21 protein-coding genes are annotated in these 19,574 nt (G+C 37.1%); 3 read left to right on the top strand and 18 right to left on the bottom strand.

Annotation, left to right across the window (positions count from 1 at the left end):
* Nucleotides 1-52: 52 nt before the first annotated feature.
* From AC6UD6_RS02425 to AC6UD6_RS02375, 11 genes are all read right to left on the bottom strand, one after another.
* Nucleotides 53-538, bottom strand: a complete 486-nt coding sequence (locus AC6UD6_RS02425) for a ComE operon protein 2 (protein ID WP_500695550.1) — start codon at nucleotides 536-538, stop codon at nucleotides 53-55.
* 65 nt (nucleotides 539-603) lie between these two features.
* Nucleotides 604-1,287 (bottom strand): helix-hairpin-helix domain-containing protein, encoded by a 684-nt coding sequence (locus tag AC6UD6_RS02420; RefSeq protein ID WP_500693899.1) that lies wholly within the window; start codon nucleotides 1,285-1,287, stop codon nucleotides 604-606.
* 42 nt (nucleotides 1,288-1,329) lie between these two features.
* Nucleotides 1,330-2,385 (bottom strand): SepM family pheromone-processing serine protease, encoded by a 1,056-nt coding sequence (locus tag AC6UD6_RS02415; protein ID WP_500695549.1) that lies wholly within the window; start codon nucleotides 2,383-2,385, stop codon nucleotides 1,330-1,332.
* Nucleotides 2,382-2,861: a pantetheine-phosphate adenylyltransferase gene (gene coaD / locus AC6UD6_RS02410; protein WP_500693901.1), complete on the bottom strand. Its 480-nt coding sequence runs from the start codon at nucleotides 2,859-2,861 to the stop codon at nucleotides 2,382-2,384. The genes AC6UD6_RS02415 and coaD overlap by 4 nt, the downstream gene beginning before the upstream one ends.
* An 11-nt stretch (nucleotides 2,862-2,872) precedes the next feature.
* Nucleotides 2,873-3,427, bottom strand: a complete 555-nt coding sequence (gene rsmD, locus AC6UD6_RS02405; RefSeq protein ID WP_500695548.1) for a 16S rRNA (guanine(966)-N(2))-methyltransferase RsmD — start codon at nucleotides 3,425-3,427, stop codon at nucleotides 2,873-2,875.
* A 9-nt stretch (nucleotides 3,428-3,436) separates the two neighbouring features.
* Nucleotides 3,437-3,700 carry a YlbG family protein gene (locus AC6UD6_RS02400; RefSeq protein WP_500693903.1) on the bottom strand — a complete coding sequence of 88 codons (264 nt, stop codon included), beginning with the start codon at nucleotides 3,698-3,700 and terminating at the stop codon, nucleotides 3,437-3,439.
* 9 nt (nucleotides 3,701-3,709) lie between these two features.
* A complete protein-coding gene (locus AC6UD6_RS02395) occupies nucleotides 3,710-4,882 on the bottom strand; it encodes an FtsW/RodA/SpoVE family cell cycle protein (protein WP_500693904.1) in 1,173 nt (390 codons plus the stop codon).
* 113 nt (nucleotides 4,883-4,995) lie between these two features.
* The gene (typA, locus tag AC6UD6_RS02390; RefSeq protein WP_500693905.1) at nucleotides 4,996-6,831 is read right to left on the bottom strand and encodes a translational GTPase TypA; all 1,836 of its coding nucleotides are present in this window, start codon (nucleotides 6,829-6,831) and stop codon (nucleotides 4,996-4,998) included.
* A 99-nt stretch (nucleotides 6,832-6,930) separates the two neighbouring features.
* The gene (locus AC6UD6_RS02385) at nucleotides 6,931-7,722 is read right to left on the bottom strand and encodes an inositol monophosphatase family protein (protein ID WP_500693964.1); all 792 of its coding nucleotides are present in this window, start codon (nucleotides 7,720-7,722) and stop codon (nucleotides 6,931-6,933) included.
* Nucleotides 7,722-8,018: a UPF0223 family protein gene (locus AC6UD6_RS02380; RefSeq protein WP_500693906.1), complete on the bottom strand. Its 297-nt coding sequence runs from the start codon at nucleotides 8,016-8,018 to the stop codon at nucleotides 7,722-7,724. The genes AC6UD6_RS02385 and AC6UD6_RS02380 overlap by 1 nt, the downstream gene beginning before the upstream one ends.
* Nucleotides 8,002-8,934 (bottom strand): Rossmann-fold NAD(P)-binding domain-containing protein, encoded by a 933-nt coding sequence (locus AC6UD6_RS02375; protein WP_500695547.1) that lies wholly within the window; start codon nucleotides 8,932-8,934, stop codon nucleotides 8,002-8,004. Before AC6UD6_RS02375 ends, AC6UD6_RS02380 begins: the two co-directional genes overlap by 17 nt.
* 187 nt (nucleotides 8,935-9,121) lie before the next feature.
* Between AC6UD6_RS02375 and def the strand changes: the two genes are divergently transcribed.
* Nucleotides 9,122-9,682: a peptide deformylase gene (gene def, locus AC6UD6_RS02370; RefSeq protein ID WP_500695546.1), complete on the top strand. Its 561-nt coding sequence runs from the start codon at nucleotides 9,122-9,124 to the stop codon at nucleotides 9,680-9,682.
* Nucleotides 9,683-9,708: 26 nt separating this feature from the next.
* Here def and AC6UD6_RS02365 read toward each other — a convergent pair whose 3' ends face one another.
* The gene (locus AC6UD6_RS02365) at nucleotides 9,709-10,203 is read right to left on the bottom strand and encodes a hypothetical protein (RefSeq protein WP_500693909.1); all 495 of its coding nucleotides are present in this window, start codon (nucleotides 10,201-10,203) and stop codon (nucleotides 9,709-9,711) included.
* A gap of 184 nt (nucleotides 10,204-10,387) precedes the next feature.
* Between AC6UD6_RS02365 and AC6UD6_RS02360 the strand changes: the two genes are divergently transcribed.
* The gene (locus AC6UD6_RS02360; RefSeq protein WP_500693910.1) at nucleotides 10,388-10,603 is read left to right on the top strand and encodes a DNA-directed RNA polymerase subunit epsilon; all 216 of its coding nucleotides are present in this window, start codon (nucleotides 10,388-10,390) and stop codon (nucleotides 10,601-10,603) included.
* Nucleotides 10,604-10,605: 2 nt separating this feature from the next.
* A complete protein-coding gene (gene rnjA / locus AC6UD6_RS02355; protein WP_500693911.1) occupies nucleotides 10,606-12,285 on the top strand; it encodes a ribonuclease J1 in 1,680 nt (559 codons plus the stop codon).
* Between the two features lie 108 nt (nucleotides 12,286-12,393).
* Here the strand turns inward: rnjA and AC6UD6_RS02350 are convergent, their stop codons facing one another.
* From AC6UD6_RS02350 to mnmA, 6 genes are all read right to left on the bottom strand, one after another.
* Nucleotides 12,394-13,389, bottom strand: coding sequence for an aldo/keto reductase (locus AC6UD6_RS02350; protein WP_500693912.1), 996 nt, complete (start codon nucleotides 13,387-13,389; stop codon nucleotides 12,394-12,396).
* Nucleotides 13,390-13,410: 21 nt separating this feature from the next.
* Entirely contained in the window at nucleotides 13,411-14,370 is a 960-nt protein-coding gene (locus tag AC6UD6_RS02345) for a ribose-phosphate diphosphokinase (RefSeq protein ID WP_500695545.1), read from the bottom strand.
* A 54-nt stretch (nucleotides 14,371-14,424) separates the two neighbouring features.
* Nucleotides 14,425-16,881, bottom strand: a complete 2,457-nt coding sequence (gene recD2 / locus AC6UD6_RS02340) for an SF1B family DNA helicase RecD2 (protein WP_500695544.1) — start codon at nucleotides 16,879-16,881, stop codon at nucleotides 14,425-14,427.
* 10 nt (nucleotides 16,882-16,891) lie between these two features.
* Nucleotides 16,892-17,623, bottom strand: coding sequence for a tetratricopeptide repeat protein (locus tag AC6UD6_RS02335; RefSeq protein ID WP_500695543.1), 732 nt, complete (start codon nucleotides 17,621-17,623; stop codon nucleotides 16,892-16,894).
* Nucleotides 17,624-17,636: 13 nt separating this feature from the next.
* On the bottom strand, nucleotides 17,637-18,293 hold the full coding sequence (locus AC6UD6_RS02330) for a histidine phosphatase family protein (protein WP_500695542.1): 657 nt from the start codon (nucleotides 18,291-18,293) through the stop codon (nucleotides 17,637-17,639).
* A 99-nt stretch (nucleotides 18,294-18,392) separates the two neighbouring features.
* Nucleotides 18,393-19,517, bottom strand: a complete 1,125-nt coding sequence (mnmA, locus tag AC6UD6_RS02325) for a tRNA 2-thiouridine(34) synthase MnmA (protein WP_500693917.1) — start codon at nucleotides 19,515-19,517, stop codon at nucleotides 18,393-18,395.
* Nucleotides 19,518-19,574 lie beyond the last annotated feature (57 nt).

Genomic DNA, 19,574 nt, shown 5'->3' with positions numbered 1-19,574 from the left:
AATGCACCAAGCACCCACAAAATGGATGTAAAAACCAAAAAATTCTTTTTAATTATTTATCGACGGATAAGAATGATTCAAACGGTAGATTATTAACATCATTTTGATTAACATCAACTTTTTCTAAAGAGACATGTTTCATGTCCAATAACTTTTTAGCATACTCACTGTTATGATAATTTCTTAAATACTTGATTTTAATGATCCCGGCCTGAAGTAACATCTTTGTACACTGCAAACAAGGTACATCAGTGACGTATAACTCAGCATTATCAGTTGACTCACCAAACTTAGCACATTGTAGAATGGCATTCATCTCGGCGTGGATTGTTCTTTGACAATGACCATCTACTAAATAACACCCTTCGTCAATACAATGGACATCTCCTGATACTGAACCGTTATATCCACAAGCAATTACTCGCTTATTTCGCACCAATACCGCACCGACAGATCGTCGATTGCATGTACTTCTGGACGCAACTAACATCGCTTGCAACATGAAATATTGGTCCCACGGAATCCTCTTCTTTTTCATAACTGTCATCACCTTCACTAGAATAGTTAAATCTAGTATACCAATATTTATCTATCACAGTTGCTTCAAACAGTAATCGAACTTTTCAAATTTGCAACGGTCTTATCACCAAATCCAGGAACGTTTTTCAAGTCCTCAGGCTTTTTAAATGGGCCACTTTGTTTCCGATAAGCAATTATTTTATCAGCCTTCTTATCACCAATCCCATTTAGCTGTTGAAGTTTAGCTTTATCTGCTTCATTAATATTAACCTTTCCGCTATCAGAACCCTTATCACTTCCAGCCGAATTGCCTGATGAATCACTAGCAACTTGATTGGTCTTTGGTAATCCATTAATTTCTCCACGAATTGGGACATAAACAACCTGTTGATCAGACAATTTTTGCGCCAAATTAATGTGTTTAGCATCCGCTGAACGATTAAAACCACCTGCTAATTCAACTGCATCAGAAACACGCATGTTTTTACCAACCTGATAAACTCCTGGTTTATTAACTGCTCCCTTTACATCAACATACACTTGTTGGTGATCATCATTCCCATTGCCTGCCGAATTCTCTGCGGTTGATTTAGTAACGTTTTTTCTGCGATTTGCTTTGGCTGTTGTTTGCAAATTAGTACGTGGTGCTTGCCCGCTACTATTTTGAGATGCAAAAACACAATATCCCAGCAGTCCCACCACAATAATTATCAATCCTCCAATAATTCTGTACTTGTATTCCTCAATAAATTCATATAACTTATCCATCTTTCTCTCCTTTCACATTTAAATACGAAAAAAACACAGCTTTTAGCTGTGTTTTTGATTTAAATAATTCAAAGCGTCATCAAAAGATGTGACCGGAACAATTTTCATTTTAGGGGCATACCTTTTGGCAGTTGCTTTAGCCACTTGGTAATTAGTCTTATGACCTTGCTCCATTCTCAAAATTGGCTCAGTCGGTTTAACGTATGGACAAAAGAAAACCTGTGCGCCACTCTTATTAGCAGCAATTATTTTCTTATCCACTCCACCAATTTCGCCCACTTGACCATTGGCGGCAATCGTCCCAGTTCCTGCAATTCGTTTGTAATCGTAATTCGTATGTTTTAATTCACTATATACTTGCAGGGCAAACATCAGACCACCAGAGGGTCCACCAATTTTTCCTGGGTTAATATTGGCCTTAGGATCAGTTTTAACACTCATATCATCAATCATTCCGATTCCAATCCCATAAAACCCCTTGACCAGTTGTTTCTTTGTGCCGATCGCCTGTTTATCTTTTCCATTCCGTTTAAAAGTAATTTTAAGTTGCCCATGCTTGGGTAAACTTTGAATGTACTTTACATATTCGGGACCCTTATATAATTTTTTTCCATTTATTGATTCAACCAAATCACCAGGCTTCAATTTATTAGCGAAATCGGATTGCGGATAAACGTTTAATACATACACACCATGATAACTTTGCTTAATTTTACCATGAGCTTTGTGGTAGCCAACATAAATTGCATTATTGATAGCCGTCTTCATATAAATATCTTGTACGTTATCATACTCTTGATTACTTTGATTTCCCATCACATCTGACGTTTTCTCAATTGAAACATGGGGATTCACTTTTGAATACAAGTAAGTGATTGGTCTAGCCTGCGACATTGAAACTGCAGTGATCATAAACTTATTCTTCTTATTTGGTTTAATTCCTTGAATTTTAACCATTGGTTGAATGTTAACGGCTTCACCAGGCGCTTCAATCAAAGCATTAAGCGGCCAAAAAAGGAACCACAATATAAAAATAATGATCCCTAGGAAAATCAAAAAATATCGGTTATGTTTAATCCATTTCCAGATTGTCTTCACTGATTTCTCTTCTCCTTTAATGCCTCACACACAACGTTAGGAACAAATTTTGATACATCTCCACCAAAATGATTAATCTCTTTAACCATTGAAGACGAAATCAATTCATAATCATGGTTGGCAAACAACAACACGGTCTCAATTTGCGAATCCAACATTTGGTTTAAACTAGCAATTTCCTGTTCGTTTTCAAAGTCTTTAGTATCCCGAATCCCTCGGATCAGGATATTGGCATGTTCTGCTTTTAAGAAATCAACCGTTAAATTAGAATAGACCTTAACAGTAACGTTTGAATAGCCAGCCACACACGTTTCAACCATTTCTTTCCGTTCTTTAGGGGTAAACAACCCCACTTTACTCGAATTGTCGCCAATGGCAACGACAACTTCGTCAAATAGTTGCGTTGCTCGCTTAATAATATTCAAATGTCCATTGGTAATGGGGTCAAAGCTACCCGGATAAATGGCTTTTTTCATAATTTTTCCCTTTATATTAAAATTTGATAGATTGATATCACCGTTAAACCATAATCTTTTTGTTTAATGAGGCGATAGTTTTTAACATCATCAGACATATCAGTTTGATTGTCAGTCTCACAGATTACCATCCCATTATGACTTAACAAACCGCTATTGCTAATTTCTTCTAGTTGTTTAACCATCTGTTGCTTTTTATATGGGGGATCCAAGAAAATATAGTCAAAGAAATGACCTTCTTCTTTCAATTTAACCAGTGCTGATTCGGCATTCATCTTCCACACAGAAAAATCAGCAGCATTCGGATCAATCGCAACGTTCTGTTTAATAGTTTTATACGCAGCATACTGTTTATCAATTAAAACGGCATGATCCATTCCCCTAGAAATGGCCTCAAGGGAGACGGCTCCTGATCCGGCATATAAATCCAGAAAATTACCGCCATCAAAGTATGGTCCGATCATGTTAAATAACGCTTCTCGCACTTTGTCGGTTGTTGGGCGCGTCCGATTCCCAGGGACTGGTTTAATTTTACGTCCTCCAAATTTTCCTGAAATTATTCTCATTTTTGTTTCCTACTCTTCAACGTTATTTTCAGCATTAATCTCACCAAAAGTAAGTGCCAAGTCAACGGTTTTAGAGACACCAACCTTTTTAACAAACCTAAGTTTACTAATTTCTTGGATAGTCGTATCTAAATCAGAACTATCAACAAAAATAATAACATAATGCATCTTTTTCGATACAAATCGAATATCACCAAATCTCTTTAAGTTTTTAATTTGACGAATCGAGTATGTTGAAACAATCAATTCCGTTCGGTCAGTTAATTTGGCCATGATTTCACCTTACTTCACTTTTTTATTACTACGTTCTCTTTTTTCTACTCTACTAATATAAAGGACTAGTCCAAGACAAATGGAAAGTGCCGTTATACTTGAACCCCCGTAACTGATAAATGGAAGTGCAACTCCAGTTAAAGGAATCATACCAACCGCACCACCAGCATTGAATAGAGTCTGAATAAAAATGTAGGCAGCAGTTCCATAACAAATCGTACTATAAAAAGTATCGTTAGTTCGACTGCCAACTGCGATAATTCTTAAAACGAGATACAACAAAAGTCCCAAAACGACTAAAATACCAACGATCCCAAGTTCTTCGCCAATAACTGCAATTATAAAATCAGTATTTGGCTCTGACAAGTAACCCATCTTTTGAATACCGTTACCAATCCCGACACCAAACCAACCACCGTTACTAATTGCATAATAAGAATTCACCAATTGATGCCCGGTAGTCTGAATGTACTTAAAGGGGTCGGAAAAACTAATTAATCGTTGAAACTGGTAACTATGAAGATGATCTAAAATTCCATCAAAGGGTTTAATCCAAATCCTAAAACCTAAAATAAAGATGCCAATTACAACAATCCAAATTCTTGAAGCCTTAAAGTTACTTCCGGCTGCCAGAATCATCATTAAAATAATGAATAAGTTAATTGCAAAACCACCGGTATCAGGTTGGAAGAAAATTAAAACGAGCATGATAATTGGAAGTAGGCTTGGCTTAGCAACAGTTCTAAACTCTTTAAATAACCCAACGTTCTTAAAGAATGGTCTTTCGTGTGCTAAAACATTTGCGTAATACAAGATGAATAACGGCTTACAAAATTCAGCCGGTTGAATACTAACTGGTCCAATTCTGATCCATCCGGCTGCCCCATTCGTACTAGTACCAAAAAACTTCAAAAACACTAAAACAACGGCCATAAAAACCATTGCTAACACATAGAACTTTAAGTTACCCTCAAGCAATTTACTTCTTAGCCTTGAAAAAAACAACAGAACAATAAAACCAACAAACACAAATATCGATTGCAGAATCAGATAACGAAACGCCATATTAGTATGAGCGCTTAGCCCTTCACTAGATGAAAAGACCATGACAATTCCAATCAAACTCAGTAATAGGTACGGTACCATAATGTACCAGTCTAGCTGTTTTAAGTATTTAATCATATTAATCTCCAACTGAATATGTAAAATCCATGAATTAATACCTCTCATTATACTAGTATCACCAAATAAAAAAAGACTATTTAGCAATGGTTAAATAGTCTTAATTATTTTAATTAATTGTGACGACGCTTCTTAGCTGCCTTTTCACGTTCATTAGTATTTAAAATTCTCTTTCTCAATCTGATATGATCCGGAGTAACCTCACAAAGTTCATCCTCATTTAAGAATTCAAGTGATTCTTCAAGGGTCATATGAACTGGTTCCTTAACCTTCGCAATATCTTCGGATCCAGCCGCACGAACGTTGGTCTGATTACGACCACGGGTAATATTAACCGAAATGTCATTATCTCGTGCGTTTTCACCAACAATCATACCTTCATAAACATCGGTACCAGGATCAGTGAAAATCTTACCACGGTCTTGGACAGCCATGATGGCATAAGTAGTCACTTTACCGGAATTAATTGAAACCAAGGTCCCATTACGACGACCAGGATTCCAATTTTTGATAGCTGGAAGGTATTGACTGAATGAATGGTTCATAATTCCGTATCCACGAGTCAATGATAAGAATTGGGTGCTGTACCCAATTAACCCACGTGATGGAACTAAGAAAGTCATTCGAACCTGACCATTTCCAACGTTTTCCATATTTTTCATCTCACCCTTACGTTGTGACAAGGTATCAATGATTGAACCAGAATATTCTTCTGGGGTATCAATTTGAACGGATTCAAATGGCTCACACTTAACTCCGTCAACATCCTTATAAATAACTTCAGGACGAGAAACTTGAAGTTCGTAACCCTCACGACGCAAGGTTTCAATCAAGATTGAAAGATGAAGTTCCCCACGTCCAGAAACAACCCAAGCACCTGGATCATCAGTGTCTTCAACTCGAAGAGAAACATCCGTATGAAGTTCCTTCTTCAGACGATCGCCAAGTTGACGAGCAGTTAGATACTTCCCGTCTTGACCTACAAATGGTGAAGTATTGGTTCCAAAAGTCATTCGAAGGGTTGGTTCGTCAATTCTCAAAACAGGAAGTGGTTCCTGCTTATCAGGACTAACAACGGTTTCACCAACGTTAATGTCTTCCATTCCAGAGACAGCAATTAAATCTCCGGCCTTAGCCTCATTGATCTCAACCTTTTGAAGACCAATGAATCCCATCAATTTAGTAACACGGAACTTCTGAGTGCTCCCATCAAGTTTCATGAGAACAACATTATCCCCAACCTTGATCTTACCTCTGAAGACACGGCCAATCCCAATTCGACCAACGAAATCGTTATAATCAAGCATTGCAACTTGGAATTGTAATGGATCGTCTGAATTATCGATTGGTGAAGGGATGTTTTTGATAATGGTATCAAAAACCGGCTTCATAGTGTGTTCCTGCTTTGAAACGTCAGGATCATAACTTGAAGTTCCGTTCATAGCAGAGGCATAAACAACTGGGAATTCCAGTTGTTCTTCATCAGCACCTAATTCAATGAATAAATCAAGAACTTCATCAACAACTGCTTCAGGTCTTGCACCAGGCTTATCAACTTTGTTGATTACAACGATTGGAGTCAAATGTTGTTCCAAAGCCTTCTTTAAAACAAAACGGGTCTGTGGCATTGTTCCTTCGGCTGCATCAACAACCAAAAGGACACCATCAACCATTCGCATGATACGCTCAACTTCTCCACCAAAGTCGGCATGTCCTGGAGTATCCAAAATGTTAATTTGTTTGTCGCCATATTTAACGGCAGTATTTTTTGACAGAATGGTAATTCCACGCTCACGTTCAATCGCGTTAGAATCTAACGCACGATCTTGAATCTCAGTGTGATCATTCAATGTGTCAGATTGCTTTAATAATTCATTAACCAAGGTCGTCTTACCATGATCGACATGGGCAATGATGGCAATGTTTCTAATATCGTCTCTTGTTTTCAAAAATGTTTCCTCCTCAAAAAAGCAATTCAAAAATTTGCAATTTGATAAGTTAATAACCCAACTTCGATAAAAAAGCTGTGAGTCCATCACAGCTTTTGATTAACGCTTCGTCGAAATTTTCAGAATATCTTTTTGCGCCTTTTTTGTCGCTAACAAAACTGTGTTTGATGATAGCATATTTATGGGCTTGCCGTCAATAGTAGAAACGGTCATCCCAAGCGTTTCAGCAAGAACACGACCAGCAGCAATATCCCAAGGCCTTAAATGCGAAATATAACCGATTGTCTCCCCGCAAAGAGCAGCAACGATTTCGATCCCAGCACTACCATAAATTCGATAACCAGAACTAGCCTCTGCAATTTCTTGCATATGATAAACATCCCTAATAACAAGCGGACCACTCATTCCAATCAACCCATCTTCAAGAGAACCGTTAACTGGAGGATTCATTGTCTCAGAATTAACATAGATACCAATATCAGGGCCACCATGATACAACTTGTTATTTATAACATCATAAATGAACCCGAGCGTTGGTACGCCATCGATATAATAGGCAATCATCATTGCGAAGTGATTACGTTGCTTTACAAAATTCATCGTTCCATCAATTGGATCTACAATCCAAACCCGTCCGTTTAAATTGTCAATTTTGTCACCTAAGCCCTCTTCACCAAGAACTTTACTGTCAGGTTTAAGTGCTTTTAGCTGTTTTACAAAAAACTTTTCGTTGTCTTTATCAATGTTTGTAACTAAATCTTTCCTTCCAGTTTTTTCATCTACGTCTAAATGACCATTTAATCTTTCCATGACAAACGCACGTGCGGTTTTTAAGATTTGGCAAACATCTTGATCAATTTTATTTAAATCATCTACTGTTGTGATGGAAATCATTCCTTTCGCTTAATGGTCTTTAAATCCGAGTTTTCTTTTGCTAATTTAACAACATGATACACATCTAAACCAGACTGCTTTTCAAAATCTCTTTGTAAATTATTTTGTTCGACTCTTGCCGGATTAATCTCACAGAAGCGTCGATAACTATCCATTAGTTTCTTTCGATTAACTCCCTTATTATTATAAGCCATTTCAATATTTTCAAAGAAATGACAAACATCAATTAATTCTTTTCGACTCCAATCATCAACAATGGGATAAGAATAACTATCATTAGTTTTTCGAGGCATTTTTTCCTCCATTAATCACGGCTGCAATAATATTATTGGCCCATTCAACGTCTGAGTTTAACTTTTTTTGTTCGTCCTCTGAAAGCTGAAGTCGAATCGATTGAGCTGCTCCATTTCGATTAATTAGTTTGGGGCTAACATCCAGCCTTAGCTCATCTTTTTCTTTATCAACATTTACAACTGAACAAATTAACGATTGACCCTCATACATCGAAAAAAGTAGTCGGACAATAGCTTTACTTTGAATCATTTCATTAATAACAACCCCCTGATCATCAATCACTTCCTGAACTTGAGTAATGATGTCACTACTATAGTTGTTACTATCATCAGCCAGGTATGAAAGCAAGGTTGCAGGACCAATGTAAACCCTACTCCACGCGACTAAATTATTAGTATTTAATCCTAAGACATTGACATTAATATCATCAGCACTAACGTCAAAATTCCTCTGGAGCTCATTCTTTAGTAGCATTTCTTGGGGAAGAGTTCCAACGCCAATGATATTTTGATTATCAAGTCCAGAAAAACTTGCTGCAAAATACGTAAAAACTTCATCATGTGGGGCATCAATCACTATTTTACCGCGAAATCCATTTGAGACACAGTCATTGATTAAATTCCTTAGTTTATCAATTTCCGGTCTCAAGTCTTCTGCAATTTGAGTAGCATCCGTCAACTTGGGATTATAGAAATCAACGTTTGGCAAATACAATAATGCATCGAAATTATTTAATTCTGGCTTACTTGCAATCTGGATTGACAAGTTATGACACATCTTACTAGAAAAGACGGTTGATCGAACTTGTTCACTGTCGTCTACTTGGATAGTAACGGGAAAGTCTAAAACAATTAAAGCGTTCAAAAGTGATAAGATCCTGGTTATGCTTCCTTTAATTAATATTTTTGGTTGCATTCCAATTCCTCCATTCTTTGTTTTTAAAGAATTTATTAATTTTTTGCTTGTTAATAAAATACCATTTCAAATTTCTTTTTGCACATAAGAGTAAATTAAAATACTGAAATACCATGAAATTAACTGGTTTTGCGATTTATGATAAAATAACTGGTAGAAGTTGACATGAATTAGGAGGTAAAACGTTATGTACCTAATGAAAGACATAACTCGAGAGGGAAATCCTGTGTTACGGGAACAAAGTCAACCCGTTAAATTTCCACTTAGCGATGAAGATCGTAAATTAGGCGAAAAAATGATGCATTACTTGGAAGTTAGTCAGGATCCTGAACAATGTAACAAATACCATTTGCGAGCAGGAGTTGGTTTGGCAGCTCCACAAGTTGGACAATCCAAATCAATGGCTGCTGTTTTAACCCCACCAGAAGGCGAAGACCAAAAATCGCCCTTCAAGGCAATTATGATAAATCCAGTTATTATCTCAAACTCCGTTCAACGTGGTGCATTAACTGAAGGTGAAGGATGCTTATCGGTCGATCGTGATGTCCCTGGTTTTGTTCCGAGGGCAGACCGTGTTACGATTAAATATCAAGATTTGAACGGTAAAGTTCATCAAGTCAGGTTAAAACACTATCCAGCCATCATTGCTCAACATGAAATTGATCATCTTCACGGAACTTTGTTTTACGATCATATCGACAAAGATGATCCATTTTCCAAAACCGAAGATGAAGTATTTTTTGATTAATATCGTGTTTTTTGTGGGAGACGTTACTACGTCTCCCTTTCTTTTTCATTTAACTTATCCAAATCACTTAAATATTCATGAGTTGCAGGATTAATAACATTGGCTACATCAAAAACCATTACACTTTTGTTCAACCAACAGTCAGTCACAATCAACGTTTTTTTATGATTGGAGTCAATAAAACCATCTGAAATGGCATATTCAGATAGTTTTTGATTAAAAAGGTCCCGTAAGAGATCCGCATCATCATAGCCCTCTTTTACAACGCAACGATATTCAAAAACCATCACTCCCCTACCCCAGAAATCAGACAGTACTTGTGACCCAACGTAACTTTGCACAATTTCACGTTTGTCTTCAACCTCAAAGTATTTGACCACTTTATAGATTTCGCCATCAACGCTATGCTTCATTTTTAACTGATACCTTTTGGTCGGTAAAGTGACAAAAAAATAATGCAAACAGTTATAAATTAAAAAAGCAACGACAATTGCAACGACCAATTCTAAAAATATTTTCACTGTTCTTCTCCCATTATTGATTATTAGGTCAATTTATAGATCAATTCTAACATGAAACATGTTTGTCGATTCACATGATTCTATACTTATTTACCATAATATGCTAAAATATGATTAATTGTTGCGTTCCTGCAACCTAATGTACGAAAAATAACATTAAATCAACAAAAAGGGAGTAATTATATTGATTTACAAGGTTTTATATCAAGATGAAAATAATTCTAACCCTAAACGTGAAGCAACTAAAACGATTTACTTAGAAGCTAAAACCGTTGCTGACGTTAGAACTAAACTTGAACAACACACAAAGTACAACATTGAATTCATTGAACCGCTCGAAGGGAAGCACCTTGAATTTGAAAAAAATGATCCCGGTTTTAAAATTACGGAGTTTAACTAGTTATGAAGAAATTAAACATCAAAAATAACGAAACTGCTATTTATGGTGTTGGTGGACTCGGAGAAATTGGTAAGAATACTTATGGTGTACAATTCCAGGATGAAATCATCTTAATTGATGCTGGAATCAAGTTCCCAGAAGATGATCAATTGGGAATTGACTATGTCATCCCAGATTATCAGTACTTAATTGATAATAAGGACAAAATTAAGGCGCTTGTAATCACCCATGGTCATGAAGATCATATCGGTGGTGTGCCCTTTCTTTTAAAGGTTCTCAACGTTCCAATTTACGCTGGCCCGCTAGCATTAGCATTAATCAAAAACAAATTGGAAGAGCACGGCTTGTTAAAACAGGCTGAACTTCACGAGATTAATGATAAGTCAGTTTTGAAATTCAAAAAGACGAGTGTTTCTTTTTTTAGAACCACTCATTCAATACCAGATACAATGGGAGTCGCTGTTCATACGCCTGACGGTGTCATTGTGGAAACGGGAGATTATAAGTTCGATCTCACGCCTGTCACTAATCAGCCGCCTGATTTACAAGCCATGGCCAAACTGGGTGAGGAAGGTGTACTCTGTTTGATGGCTGACAGTACCAATGCCGAAAAGCCGGTCTGGACTAAGTCAGAAAAATGGGTTGGAAAATCCGTTCGTCATATTTTTGACGAAGTCAAGGGCCGTATTATTTTTGCTACCTTTGCTTCCAACCTCTCAAGAATTAAAACGGCTATTGATACAGCACTAGCTCATGATCGTAAAATTGCTGTATTTGGTAGAAGTATGGAAGCAGCCATTGTCAATGGTAGAAAGCTTGGTTACCTAGACGTTCCTGACAGTGCCTTCGTCGATGCTCAAGAGTTAAAGCACTTACCGGCAGATAAGGTTATGATCCTGTGTACCGGCTCTCAAGGTGAACCAATGGCTGCTTTGGCTCGAATTGCTAACGGAACTCACCGACAAATTTCGATTCAACCAGGTGATACGGTTGTCTTTTCAAGTAACCCAATTCCAGGTAACACATTAAGTGTCAACCGGGTAATTAATGAGCTTGAAGAAGACGGCGCTAAAGTCATCCACGGTAAGATTAATAACATTCATACTTCTGGACACGGTGGCCAAGAAGAAGAAAAACTAATGCTTCGTTTAATGAAGCCAAAGTTCTTTGTTCCGATCCATGGTGAATACCGAATGTTAAAGATCCACACTAAACTTGCGCAAGAATGTGGGGTCCCTGCCGACCATTGTTTTATCCTAAAAAATGGCGAAGTACTTGCTTTAACAAAAGATAGTGCTCGTGTTGCTGGATACTTCAATGCTGGTGATGTTTATATTGATGGCAATGGCGTTGGAAATATTGGAGACAAAGTCCTAAGAGATCGTCAACTTCTTTCAGAAGAAGGTTTAGTAGTGGTGGTTGCTACCATCAACTTAAAGAACCAGGAAATCCAATCTGGTCCTGACCTTCTCTCACGTGGATTCGTTTATATGCGCGAATCAGGTGAATTACTTGATGAAGGACGAAAGTTAGTCTTTAGAACCATCCGTCGTGCCATGAAGAATAAAAATGCAGACGAAAAATCAATTAGTAAAGCAATTGTCAATGATTTATCAAACTTCTTATATGAAAAAACACAAAGAAGTCCCCTAATCTTGCCAATGCTAATCATGAACAATTAACAATAAGGGCTGAATCCAATTGTTTGGATTCAGCCCTTATTTTAGTCTCATATATTATTATTAGTCTTAATAACAAAAAGGTACGCTTAGTAAGCATACCTTTTTTAATTATTTATACTTAACGATTTTGTCAATTTCATCTAATTCATCTTGAGTAAAGTCAAGATTATCCAATGCCTTCAGGTTATCATCTAAATGATCGACTTTTGACGCACCAGTGACCACACTGGCAATCGTTGGATCGTGTAATAGCCATGCTAATGACATTTGGGCAAGTGTCTGGTCACGATTCTGTGCAATATCGTTTAATTTATTTAGTTTATTAACAGCACTTTCATCACCATTAGCCAAAATAAACTTGTTAGTCTTATGCAATTTAATGTTACTTGGAATCCCCTTTAGATACTTACTAGTCAAAAGGCCCTCTGCCAAAGGACCGTAAGCAATAAAGCCATCATGATTATCTGCTAAGGTCTTAAGGGTCCCATCATCTTCCGGCTCTCGATTAAGCATATTATATGAACTCTGGTTAACTACAAACGGAGTCTTCAGTTCCTTAAATAATTTAATCATTTCAGCAGTCTGATGGCCATCATAATTAGAAATTCCAATGTAAAGTGCTTTACCTGCACGAACTAATCCATCAAGGGCTTCAGCAGTCTCTTCTAATCGAGTATTAGGATCAAATCGATGGGTATAATAAATATCCACATAATCAAGTCCCATTCTTTGAAGACTTTGATCTAGCGCAGTAACGAGGGTCTTCTTTGAAGAATAGTTACCATAAACACCTGGCCACATATGAAATCCAGCTTTAGTGGTGATAATTAATTCATCACGGTAAGGCTTTAAATCGCGTCGATAAACTTGGCCAAACATTCTTTCAGCAGCACCTGAACCGGGCCCATAGTTATTAGCTAAATCAAAGCTAAAGATTCCCTTGTTGAAAGCATGGAGCATTACCTTTTCACTATCTTTAAAATTAGCATCGTCACCGAAGCTGTGCCACATTCCAAATGATAATGCAGGTAACTGCAGTCCCGTTGTTCCTGCACGTCTTACTTTCATATTATCGTAACGATCATCTTTTGCTCTAAATACCATTAGAATCCCTCCAAATTTATATTACTTAAACAATTTACTTGTTGATTGTTCGTTCTCAATTAATTTTAAGGCATCACCAATCAGCTTGCCAACTGAAACGATCACCATTTTGTCAACTCTCTTATTCTGTGGAACGACAATGGAATCGGAAACGATCACCTGTTTAATGGCTGGATCGGAAAGATTTTGTCTCGCTTCTTCAGTAAGAACAGGATGAGTAGCAACTACATAAACCGCTTTTGCTCCCGCATTCATAATCGCTTGAGCAGTGATTTTCATCTTCTCACCCGTCACAATCATATCATCAACAACAATTGCCTTTTTACCCTTTACATCACCAATAATCGTACTAGGAACCTGACTTAGATCCTCAGGATTTCGATTATCAACAATTGCAATCGGAAGGTTCAAGTAGCCAGCCATTCCTCGTGCCTTGGCGACACTATTATAATCGGGTGAAACCACAACGGCGTCATTACTAATATCATGTTCTTTTAGGTAATTACCCATTAATTCAAGTGACCGCAAGTGATCCACTGGGATATCAAAAAATCCCTGAATTTGTGCCGCATGCAAATCAAGAGTAATGACTCGATCTACCGCACTAGATTCAAGAAAAGTAGCAATTAATTTTGCAGTAATTGGTTCTCTTGAACGCGCTTTTCGGTCAGATCTTGAATATCCATAGTACGGGATTACCACGTTAATAGTATGGGGACTAGTTCTTCGAACCGCATCAATCATAATCATCAGTTCCATCAAATTATCATTAACAGGATCAGAAAGCGATTGAACGATGTACACATCATCTCCACGAATACTTTCATCAATTGAAATTTGAATTTCACCATCACTAAAATGATTGATGGTTGCTTTACCAAGGTCCATTCCACTATATTCAGAAATCTTTTCTGCTAACGGACGATTCGAATTCAACGCAAATATCTTTTCCGACTTTTTTTCTTTTTTTGTTTTCACCATCAAGTTTCCCCTCATAACCAACTAATTACTACCTACATTATAATCGAATTTAATTCATTTATCATTATTAAAATTTTGAGGGGTAATTCCCTGCATCCCAATCATGGGATCAATTGTATTTTCAATAATCTGATCCTCCGATAAAATAAAATCTGAGGGAGTTTTCTTTTTAAAAGTCGGTCTACCCTTTTTTGAATTTCCAATTACCTTTGGAGTAAACTCTTCGTCAATCACGTATTGTAACCGTTGCTTCAAAGTCGTTTTCCGATTAACCGATTCATTTTCAATACATTCTTCAAATGAATTTGGATCTCCAATCATAATCAACATTTTCGAAGCTCTAGTAACTGCAGTATACAATAAATTCCTTTTAAGCATCCTCTTATACTGAGGAACAATCGGTAAGATAACCATTTCGAACTCACTACCCTGAGCTTTATGAATCGAGGTACAGTAGGCAAGTGTTAACTGATTCCAGTCATTTCGAGTATAGGTAACCTCATTTTGATCAAACGCAATGACCAGTTTATCTAGATAATGCTTATTATCGCTATTAACTTCAATTCCAACGACTTTACCAATATCACCGTTAAAAATGTTATTCTCAGGGACATTTACAAGTTGAAGAACCTTATCGCCAATTCGATAAGTGGTTCCCCTAAAGTCAACTTCTTTCTGAGAGTCAGCCGTTTTAGGATTCATAATGTTTTGAATCTCAACGTTTAAACGATCAATCCCTGCAGTTCCACGATACATTGGAGCCAGTACTTGTACATCCGTAGAACTAAATCCTTTCGTTTTGGCCTTATTAACAATCTGCTTAATTACCGAATCAACTTGTTGGGTATTACAATTAATAAAGCTACGATCCCTTTGGTTTTTTAAAAGTGTTTTGGGCATCTCACCATTCTTGATATCATGGGCTAATTCTACAATGGTTGATCCGTCATTTTGACGGTGAATTTGGTTTAATTCCACGCTAGGAATTGTGTGAGAACGGAGTAAATCATAAAAAACCTGACCGGGACCAACCGACGGTAACTGATCTTTATCACCAACAAAGATCACCTTCATACCGTTTGGAACCGCCTGGCATAAAATTTTAAATAAGTCTGTATCCACCATCGACATTTCATCAACGATTAACAAACCACCCTCCAAATCATTGGCAGCTTCTTCATCGCCATGACCAGTAAGACCTAGCAAGCGATGAATGGTACTGGCAGGAATTTTAGTTGACTCACTCATTTTCTTGGCAGCTCGCCCAGTAGGAGCTGCTAATAATACTGGATATGCTTGTTCTTTATAGTCATTAATATCTAAAGATAAATCATTAGCTTTGGCAAACGTTCTAACAATTCCGTTGATAATAGTCGTTTTCCCAGTTCCAGGACCACCAGTAAGCAAAAATGCAGGGTTTATCATTGCTTCATTAATGGCTTTTTTCTGAGAGTCGTCATACTCAATTCCGACCTCACTCTCAACTTTGCCAATTATCTTAGAAAAATCATTAGGTTGATCCTCCGCCTTTTTGCCACCCTGCTCAATTCGCTTGATGTTTTCAGCAATGCGTATCTCGTCATCGTATAGATTTTTTAAATAAATTTTATCTTCATCAACGACAATTTTTTGGTCTTTAGCTAAATCATACAATTCTTCACCTAACTTCTTATCGTCAATACTCTGCGTTCGATCGGTTTCAAGAATTCGAGTGCTTTCTTGCATCAATTCTCTAGTGTCAGAATACGTATTACCACTTTTAATGGATAAAGAGTCAAGAGCTGTCAGTAATCCGGCACGCAACCGTCCTTTATCGTTGTAATCTACTCCAACCTTATTCGCAATTCGATCAGCACGCTTAAAGCTAATTCCAGAAATATCTTCAACGAGTTGGTAAGGATTATTCTTAATGACTTCTAAAGCCTGCTCTTTATACTTTTTAAAGATGGCAGAAGCTAAGCTACTGCCGAAGCCATAACTATTCAGCCCAACGATGGTTTGTTCAACCCCATTATTTTCGTGAATTACTTTTGTAATTACATCCTTTTGCTTCTTGGTTAATCCAACTGAATTTAAAACCGCCGGGTTTTCTAAAACCTTCTCAATTAAATTCGTTCCCAATTTGTTAACAACTTTTTCGGCAGTCTTCGGCCCGATACCAGTAAATTCATCACCTGATAAATAATTAACCAAACCCTTTTTGGAAGTTTGACCAACCCGCTCGTAGTTTTCAGCTTGAAATTGCTTTCCATACTTGGGATGGTCAACCAACTTACCAATAAAACGATAGGTGATATCATCACTAATATCCGCAAAGTTACCAGTGATAACAATTTCATCTTCATGCCAATCTACATTGGTTTCATTAACCTTTACCAGCAAAACTTTGTAGAAACTATCTGAACTTTCAAAAAAAGTTGTCTGAACTTGTCCTTTCACAAATGGTTGCTCATTTTGAGATGAATTATTCAATTTTCCGTTCGTTTGAAATAAATCCATGGATTCAGACAATTATTTTCTCCTATTTTTTGGAATCATTTGGTTTCGAGTCATCAGGGTGCTCATTTTTTTGTTTATTTAATTGAACGACTTTTTCAATGTCTTTTATCTGACTTTGTTTGGCATCAAAATTTTTCTTATCGTACTTTTCGGCTTTCTTGAAATAATCATCAAATGGTTCACCAATCACCATCGCAATTAATCCCCGATCGAAATTAGCTTTCCCATCATTTGGATTACTTTTTAGAACTCGATCGTAAAAATCGGCTGCTTGATCGAAATCACCAAGTGCCATTAGGCACTCCCCCATCATTCGATTAATTTCAGAATCTTGCTTTGCTAATTCTTGAGCCGTTAATAAAAACACTAAAGCTCTCTTATAGTCCTTTTTCCCCATATAACTTTGAGCCAACATCACGTAAGCGTCTTTTTTTAACTCAGGATCATTCACCTGCTGAAACTGTTGAATGGCTTTTTCATATTCACCAGCAGAATAATATACGTTACCTAAACCATATAACAGCGTGCTTTTTGCTTTTTTATTTGAATCGCCAAATAAACCCAAAGCCTTCATTAATAACTCTTCAGCCTGGGTATAACTTTTAAGCTCAACTAAAAACACACTTAAATCATAGTAAGTTTGGTAGTCCTTGGGGTGATCATCAATATCTTTTACTAACTTATGAAGTGTTTCTTCCGCTTGCTTTTGACGGGGATCTTCCGTTGGTTTATTTTCTCGTCCATTATCTGTCATAGCCATCCTCCTATTACACTAAATCTGATTTTTCAACTTTCCTGTCTAAATAACTGGTGTTATTCCAATCCACCAATCGATACGTTTTTCCATGATTACTAGTTTCAATAACGGTAGTACTTGTATTAGCCAATCCACCACGTTTCCGTAAATCTCTCAGTGGGATCCCTAATAATGAATTAATCAAAGCATTTAGAGCTGCTCCATGACTAACAATTAAGATATTATCGTTATTATTGTAATTTTGCGTAATTTCATTAATTTTACCTTGCATTCGCTTGATTAATGCGGGGAAATTTTCCCCACCAATTGCTTCAGGACGATATTGATCTGGATGGTTACGAAAGGCATCAAATTCTTCTGGGAATTTCTTTTGCACATCAGTAAATTTCATTCCTTCCATCTTACCGAGATGAAACTCTTCCAAGCGACTGTCCAGTGAAATGGAGACTGGAGATTTTAACCATTTTTGAATATGGAAAGCGGTAATTCGTGCTCTTTTGATAGGGCTTGCATAAATATGTGCAAATTGAACACCCGAAAGAAATTTACCCGCTTGATCCATTTCATGGTAACTTTCGTCAAGAAGCGGTGAATCACCTCCGGCACCTTGATACCTACTTTCAAGATTCCATTCGGTCTTCCCATGTCTCACAAAATAAAGTCTCATTTAAATCCCTCACACACATTGATATAGCTTTATTATGCCAGTTTAGAATTAAATTATCAAAAAAGTCCGACTCAAAACGAGTCGAACTTTGTTTAAATATTATACATATTGTAGTTCATGATCATTTTTAAACGCGGCATCAATCGTAGCGGTTCCTAAACATTCTTGACCGTCATAAAAAACTACTGCCTGTCCGGGAGTAATTGACCGAACTGGTTCATCAAAAGTTACCTTAACATGATTATTATCGTCATCAATATGAACGGTAACCCCAGTATCCTTTTGACGATACCTAAACTTAGCCGTGCAATGAAAATCATTTCCTCGCGTATTGGAATCAATCCAAGAAAGACCAGAAGCAGTTAAATAATCAGCATATAAATGTTCATTGTCATAACCCTTTCCAACGTACAGAATATTCTTAGAAAGATCCTTACCAACAACAAACCAAGGTCGATTATCATAACCATCTCCACCAATACCGAGACCTTTCCTCTGACCAATTGTATAATACATCAGCCCATTATGATGACCCTTAACTTCACCATCAAAGGTCATCATTTTACCTGGTTTAGCAGGAAGGTATTTGCTAAGAAAATTATTAAAGTTGTTTGGACCAATGAAACAAACTCCCATTGAATCCTTTTTGTCGGCTACCCAAAGGTTAGCTTCTTTAGCAATTTTTCTAACCTCAGGTTTAGTCATTCCACCAACTGGAAACATTACTCGATCCAATTGATCCGCTGAAAGTTGACTTAAAAAGTAAGTTTGATCTTTATTAAGATCTGTGGAACGTAATAAGTGGTTGTGTCCTTCTTTATCACGTTTCAACTGAGCATAATGCCCCATTGCAATATAATCGGCACCAAGATCCATTGCATACTCGAGAAAAGCTTTGTACTTAATCTCAGTATTACAAATTACATCAGGATTAGGAGTACGTCCGCGTTTGTATTCCGCTAAGAAATACTTGAAGACCCGGTCCCAATACTCATGTTCAAAGTTAACAGAATAATATGGGATGCCGATTTCGTTAGCAACATGAGCAACATCCTTGTAGTCTTCAGTAGCGGTACAAACACCATCAGCATCGGTGTCATCCCAGTTCTTCATGAAGACTCCAACCACATCGTATCCCTGTTGTTTTAAGAGGTAGGCGGCAACTGAAGAGTCAACTCCACCACTCATACCAACAACAACACGTGTTTTACTGTTATCTTGCATAACATCACCATCATTCTTTAGATTCTGAAAATCTACGATTTGAAGGTCGCAATTCCA

The sequence above is a fragment of the Fructilactobacillus sp. X8R2C1 genome (assembly GCF_059900955.1).
The sequence above is the reverse complement of the archived record's forward strand: the minus strand, read 5'-3'. Positions and strand labels throughout refer to the sequence as shown.

What these genes read in the sequence shown, in the direction of transcription:
- mnmA (WP_500693917.1), bottom strand. Translation starts at nt 19,517, where the DNA reads ATGCAAGATAACAGTAAAACACGTGTTGTTGTTGGTATGAGTGGTGGA.
- rnjA (WP_500693911.1), top strand. Translation starts at nt 10,606, where the DNA reads ATGAAGAAATTAAACATCAAAAATAACGAAACTGCTATTTATGGTGTT.
- AC6UD6_RS02330 (WP_500695542.1), bottom strand. Translation starts at nt 18,293, where the DNA reads ATGAGACTTTATTTTGTGAGACATGGGAAGACCGAATGGAATCTTGAA.
- AC6UD6_RS02400 (WP_500693903.1), bottom strand. Translation starts at nt 3,700, where the DNA reads ATGGCCAAATTAACTGACCGAACGGAATTGATTGTTTCAACATACTCG.
- AC6UD6_RS02380 (WP_500693906.1), bottom strand. Translation starts at nt 8,018, where the DNA reads ATGCCTCGAAAAACTAATGATAGTTATTCTTATCCCATTGTTGATGAT.
- AC6UD6_RS02335 (WP_500695543.1), bottom strand. Translation starts at nt 17,623, where the DNA reads ATGACAGATAATGGACGAGAAAATAAACCAACGGAAGATCCCCGTCAA.
- AC6UD6_RS02345 (WP_500695545.1), bottom strand. Translation starts at nt 14,370, where the DNA reads ATGGTGAAAACAAAAAAAGAAAAAAAGTCGGAAAAGATATTTGCGTTG.
- AC6UD6_RS02425 (WP_500695550.1), bottom strand. Translation starts at nt 538, where the DNA reads ATGAAAAAGAAGAGGATTCCGTGGGACCAATATTTCATGTTGCAAGCG.
- AC6UD6_RS02375 (WP_500695547.1), bottom strand. Translation starts at nt 8,934, where the DNA reads ATGCAACCAAAAATATTAATTAAAGGAAGCATAACCAGGATCTTATCA.
- rsmD (WP_500695548.1), bottom strand. Translation starts at nt 3,427, where the DNA reads ATGAGAATAATTTCAGGAAAATTTGGAGGACGTAAAATTAAACCAGTC.
- coaD (WP_500693901.1), bottom strand. Translation starts at nt 2,861, where the DNA reads ATGAAAAAAGCCATTTATCCGGGTAGCTTTGACCCCATTACCAATGGA.
- AC6UD6_RS02350 (WP_500693912.1), bottom strand. Translation starts at nt 13,389, where the DNA reads ATGGTATTTAGAGCAAAAGATGATCGTTACGATAATATGAAAGTAAGA.
- AC6UD6_RS02395 (WP_500693904.1), bottom strand. Translation starts at nt 4,882, where the DNA reads ATGATTAAATACTTAAAACAGCTAGACTGGTACATTATGGTACCGTAC.
- AC6UD6_RS02420 (WP_500693899.1), bottom strand. Translation starts at nt 1,287, where the DNA reads ATGGATAAGTTATATGAATTTATTGAGGAATACAAGTACAGAATTATT.
- def (WP_500695546.1), top strand. Translation starts at nt 9,122, where the DNA reads ATGTACCTAATGAAAGACATAACTCGAGAGGGAAATCCTGTGTTACGG.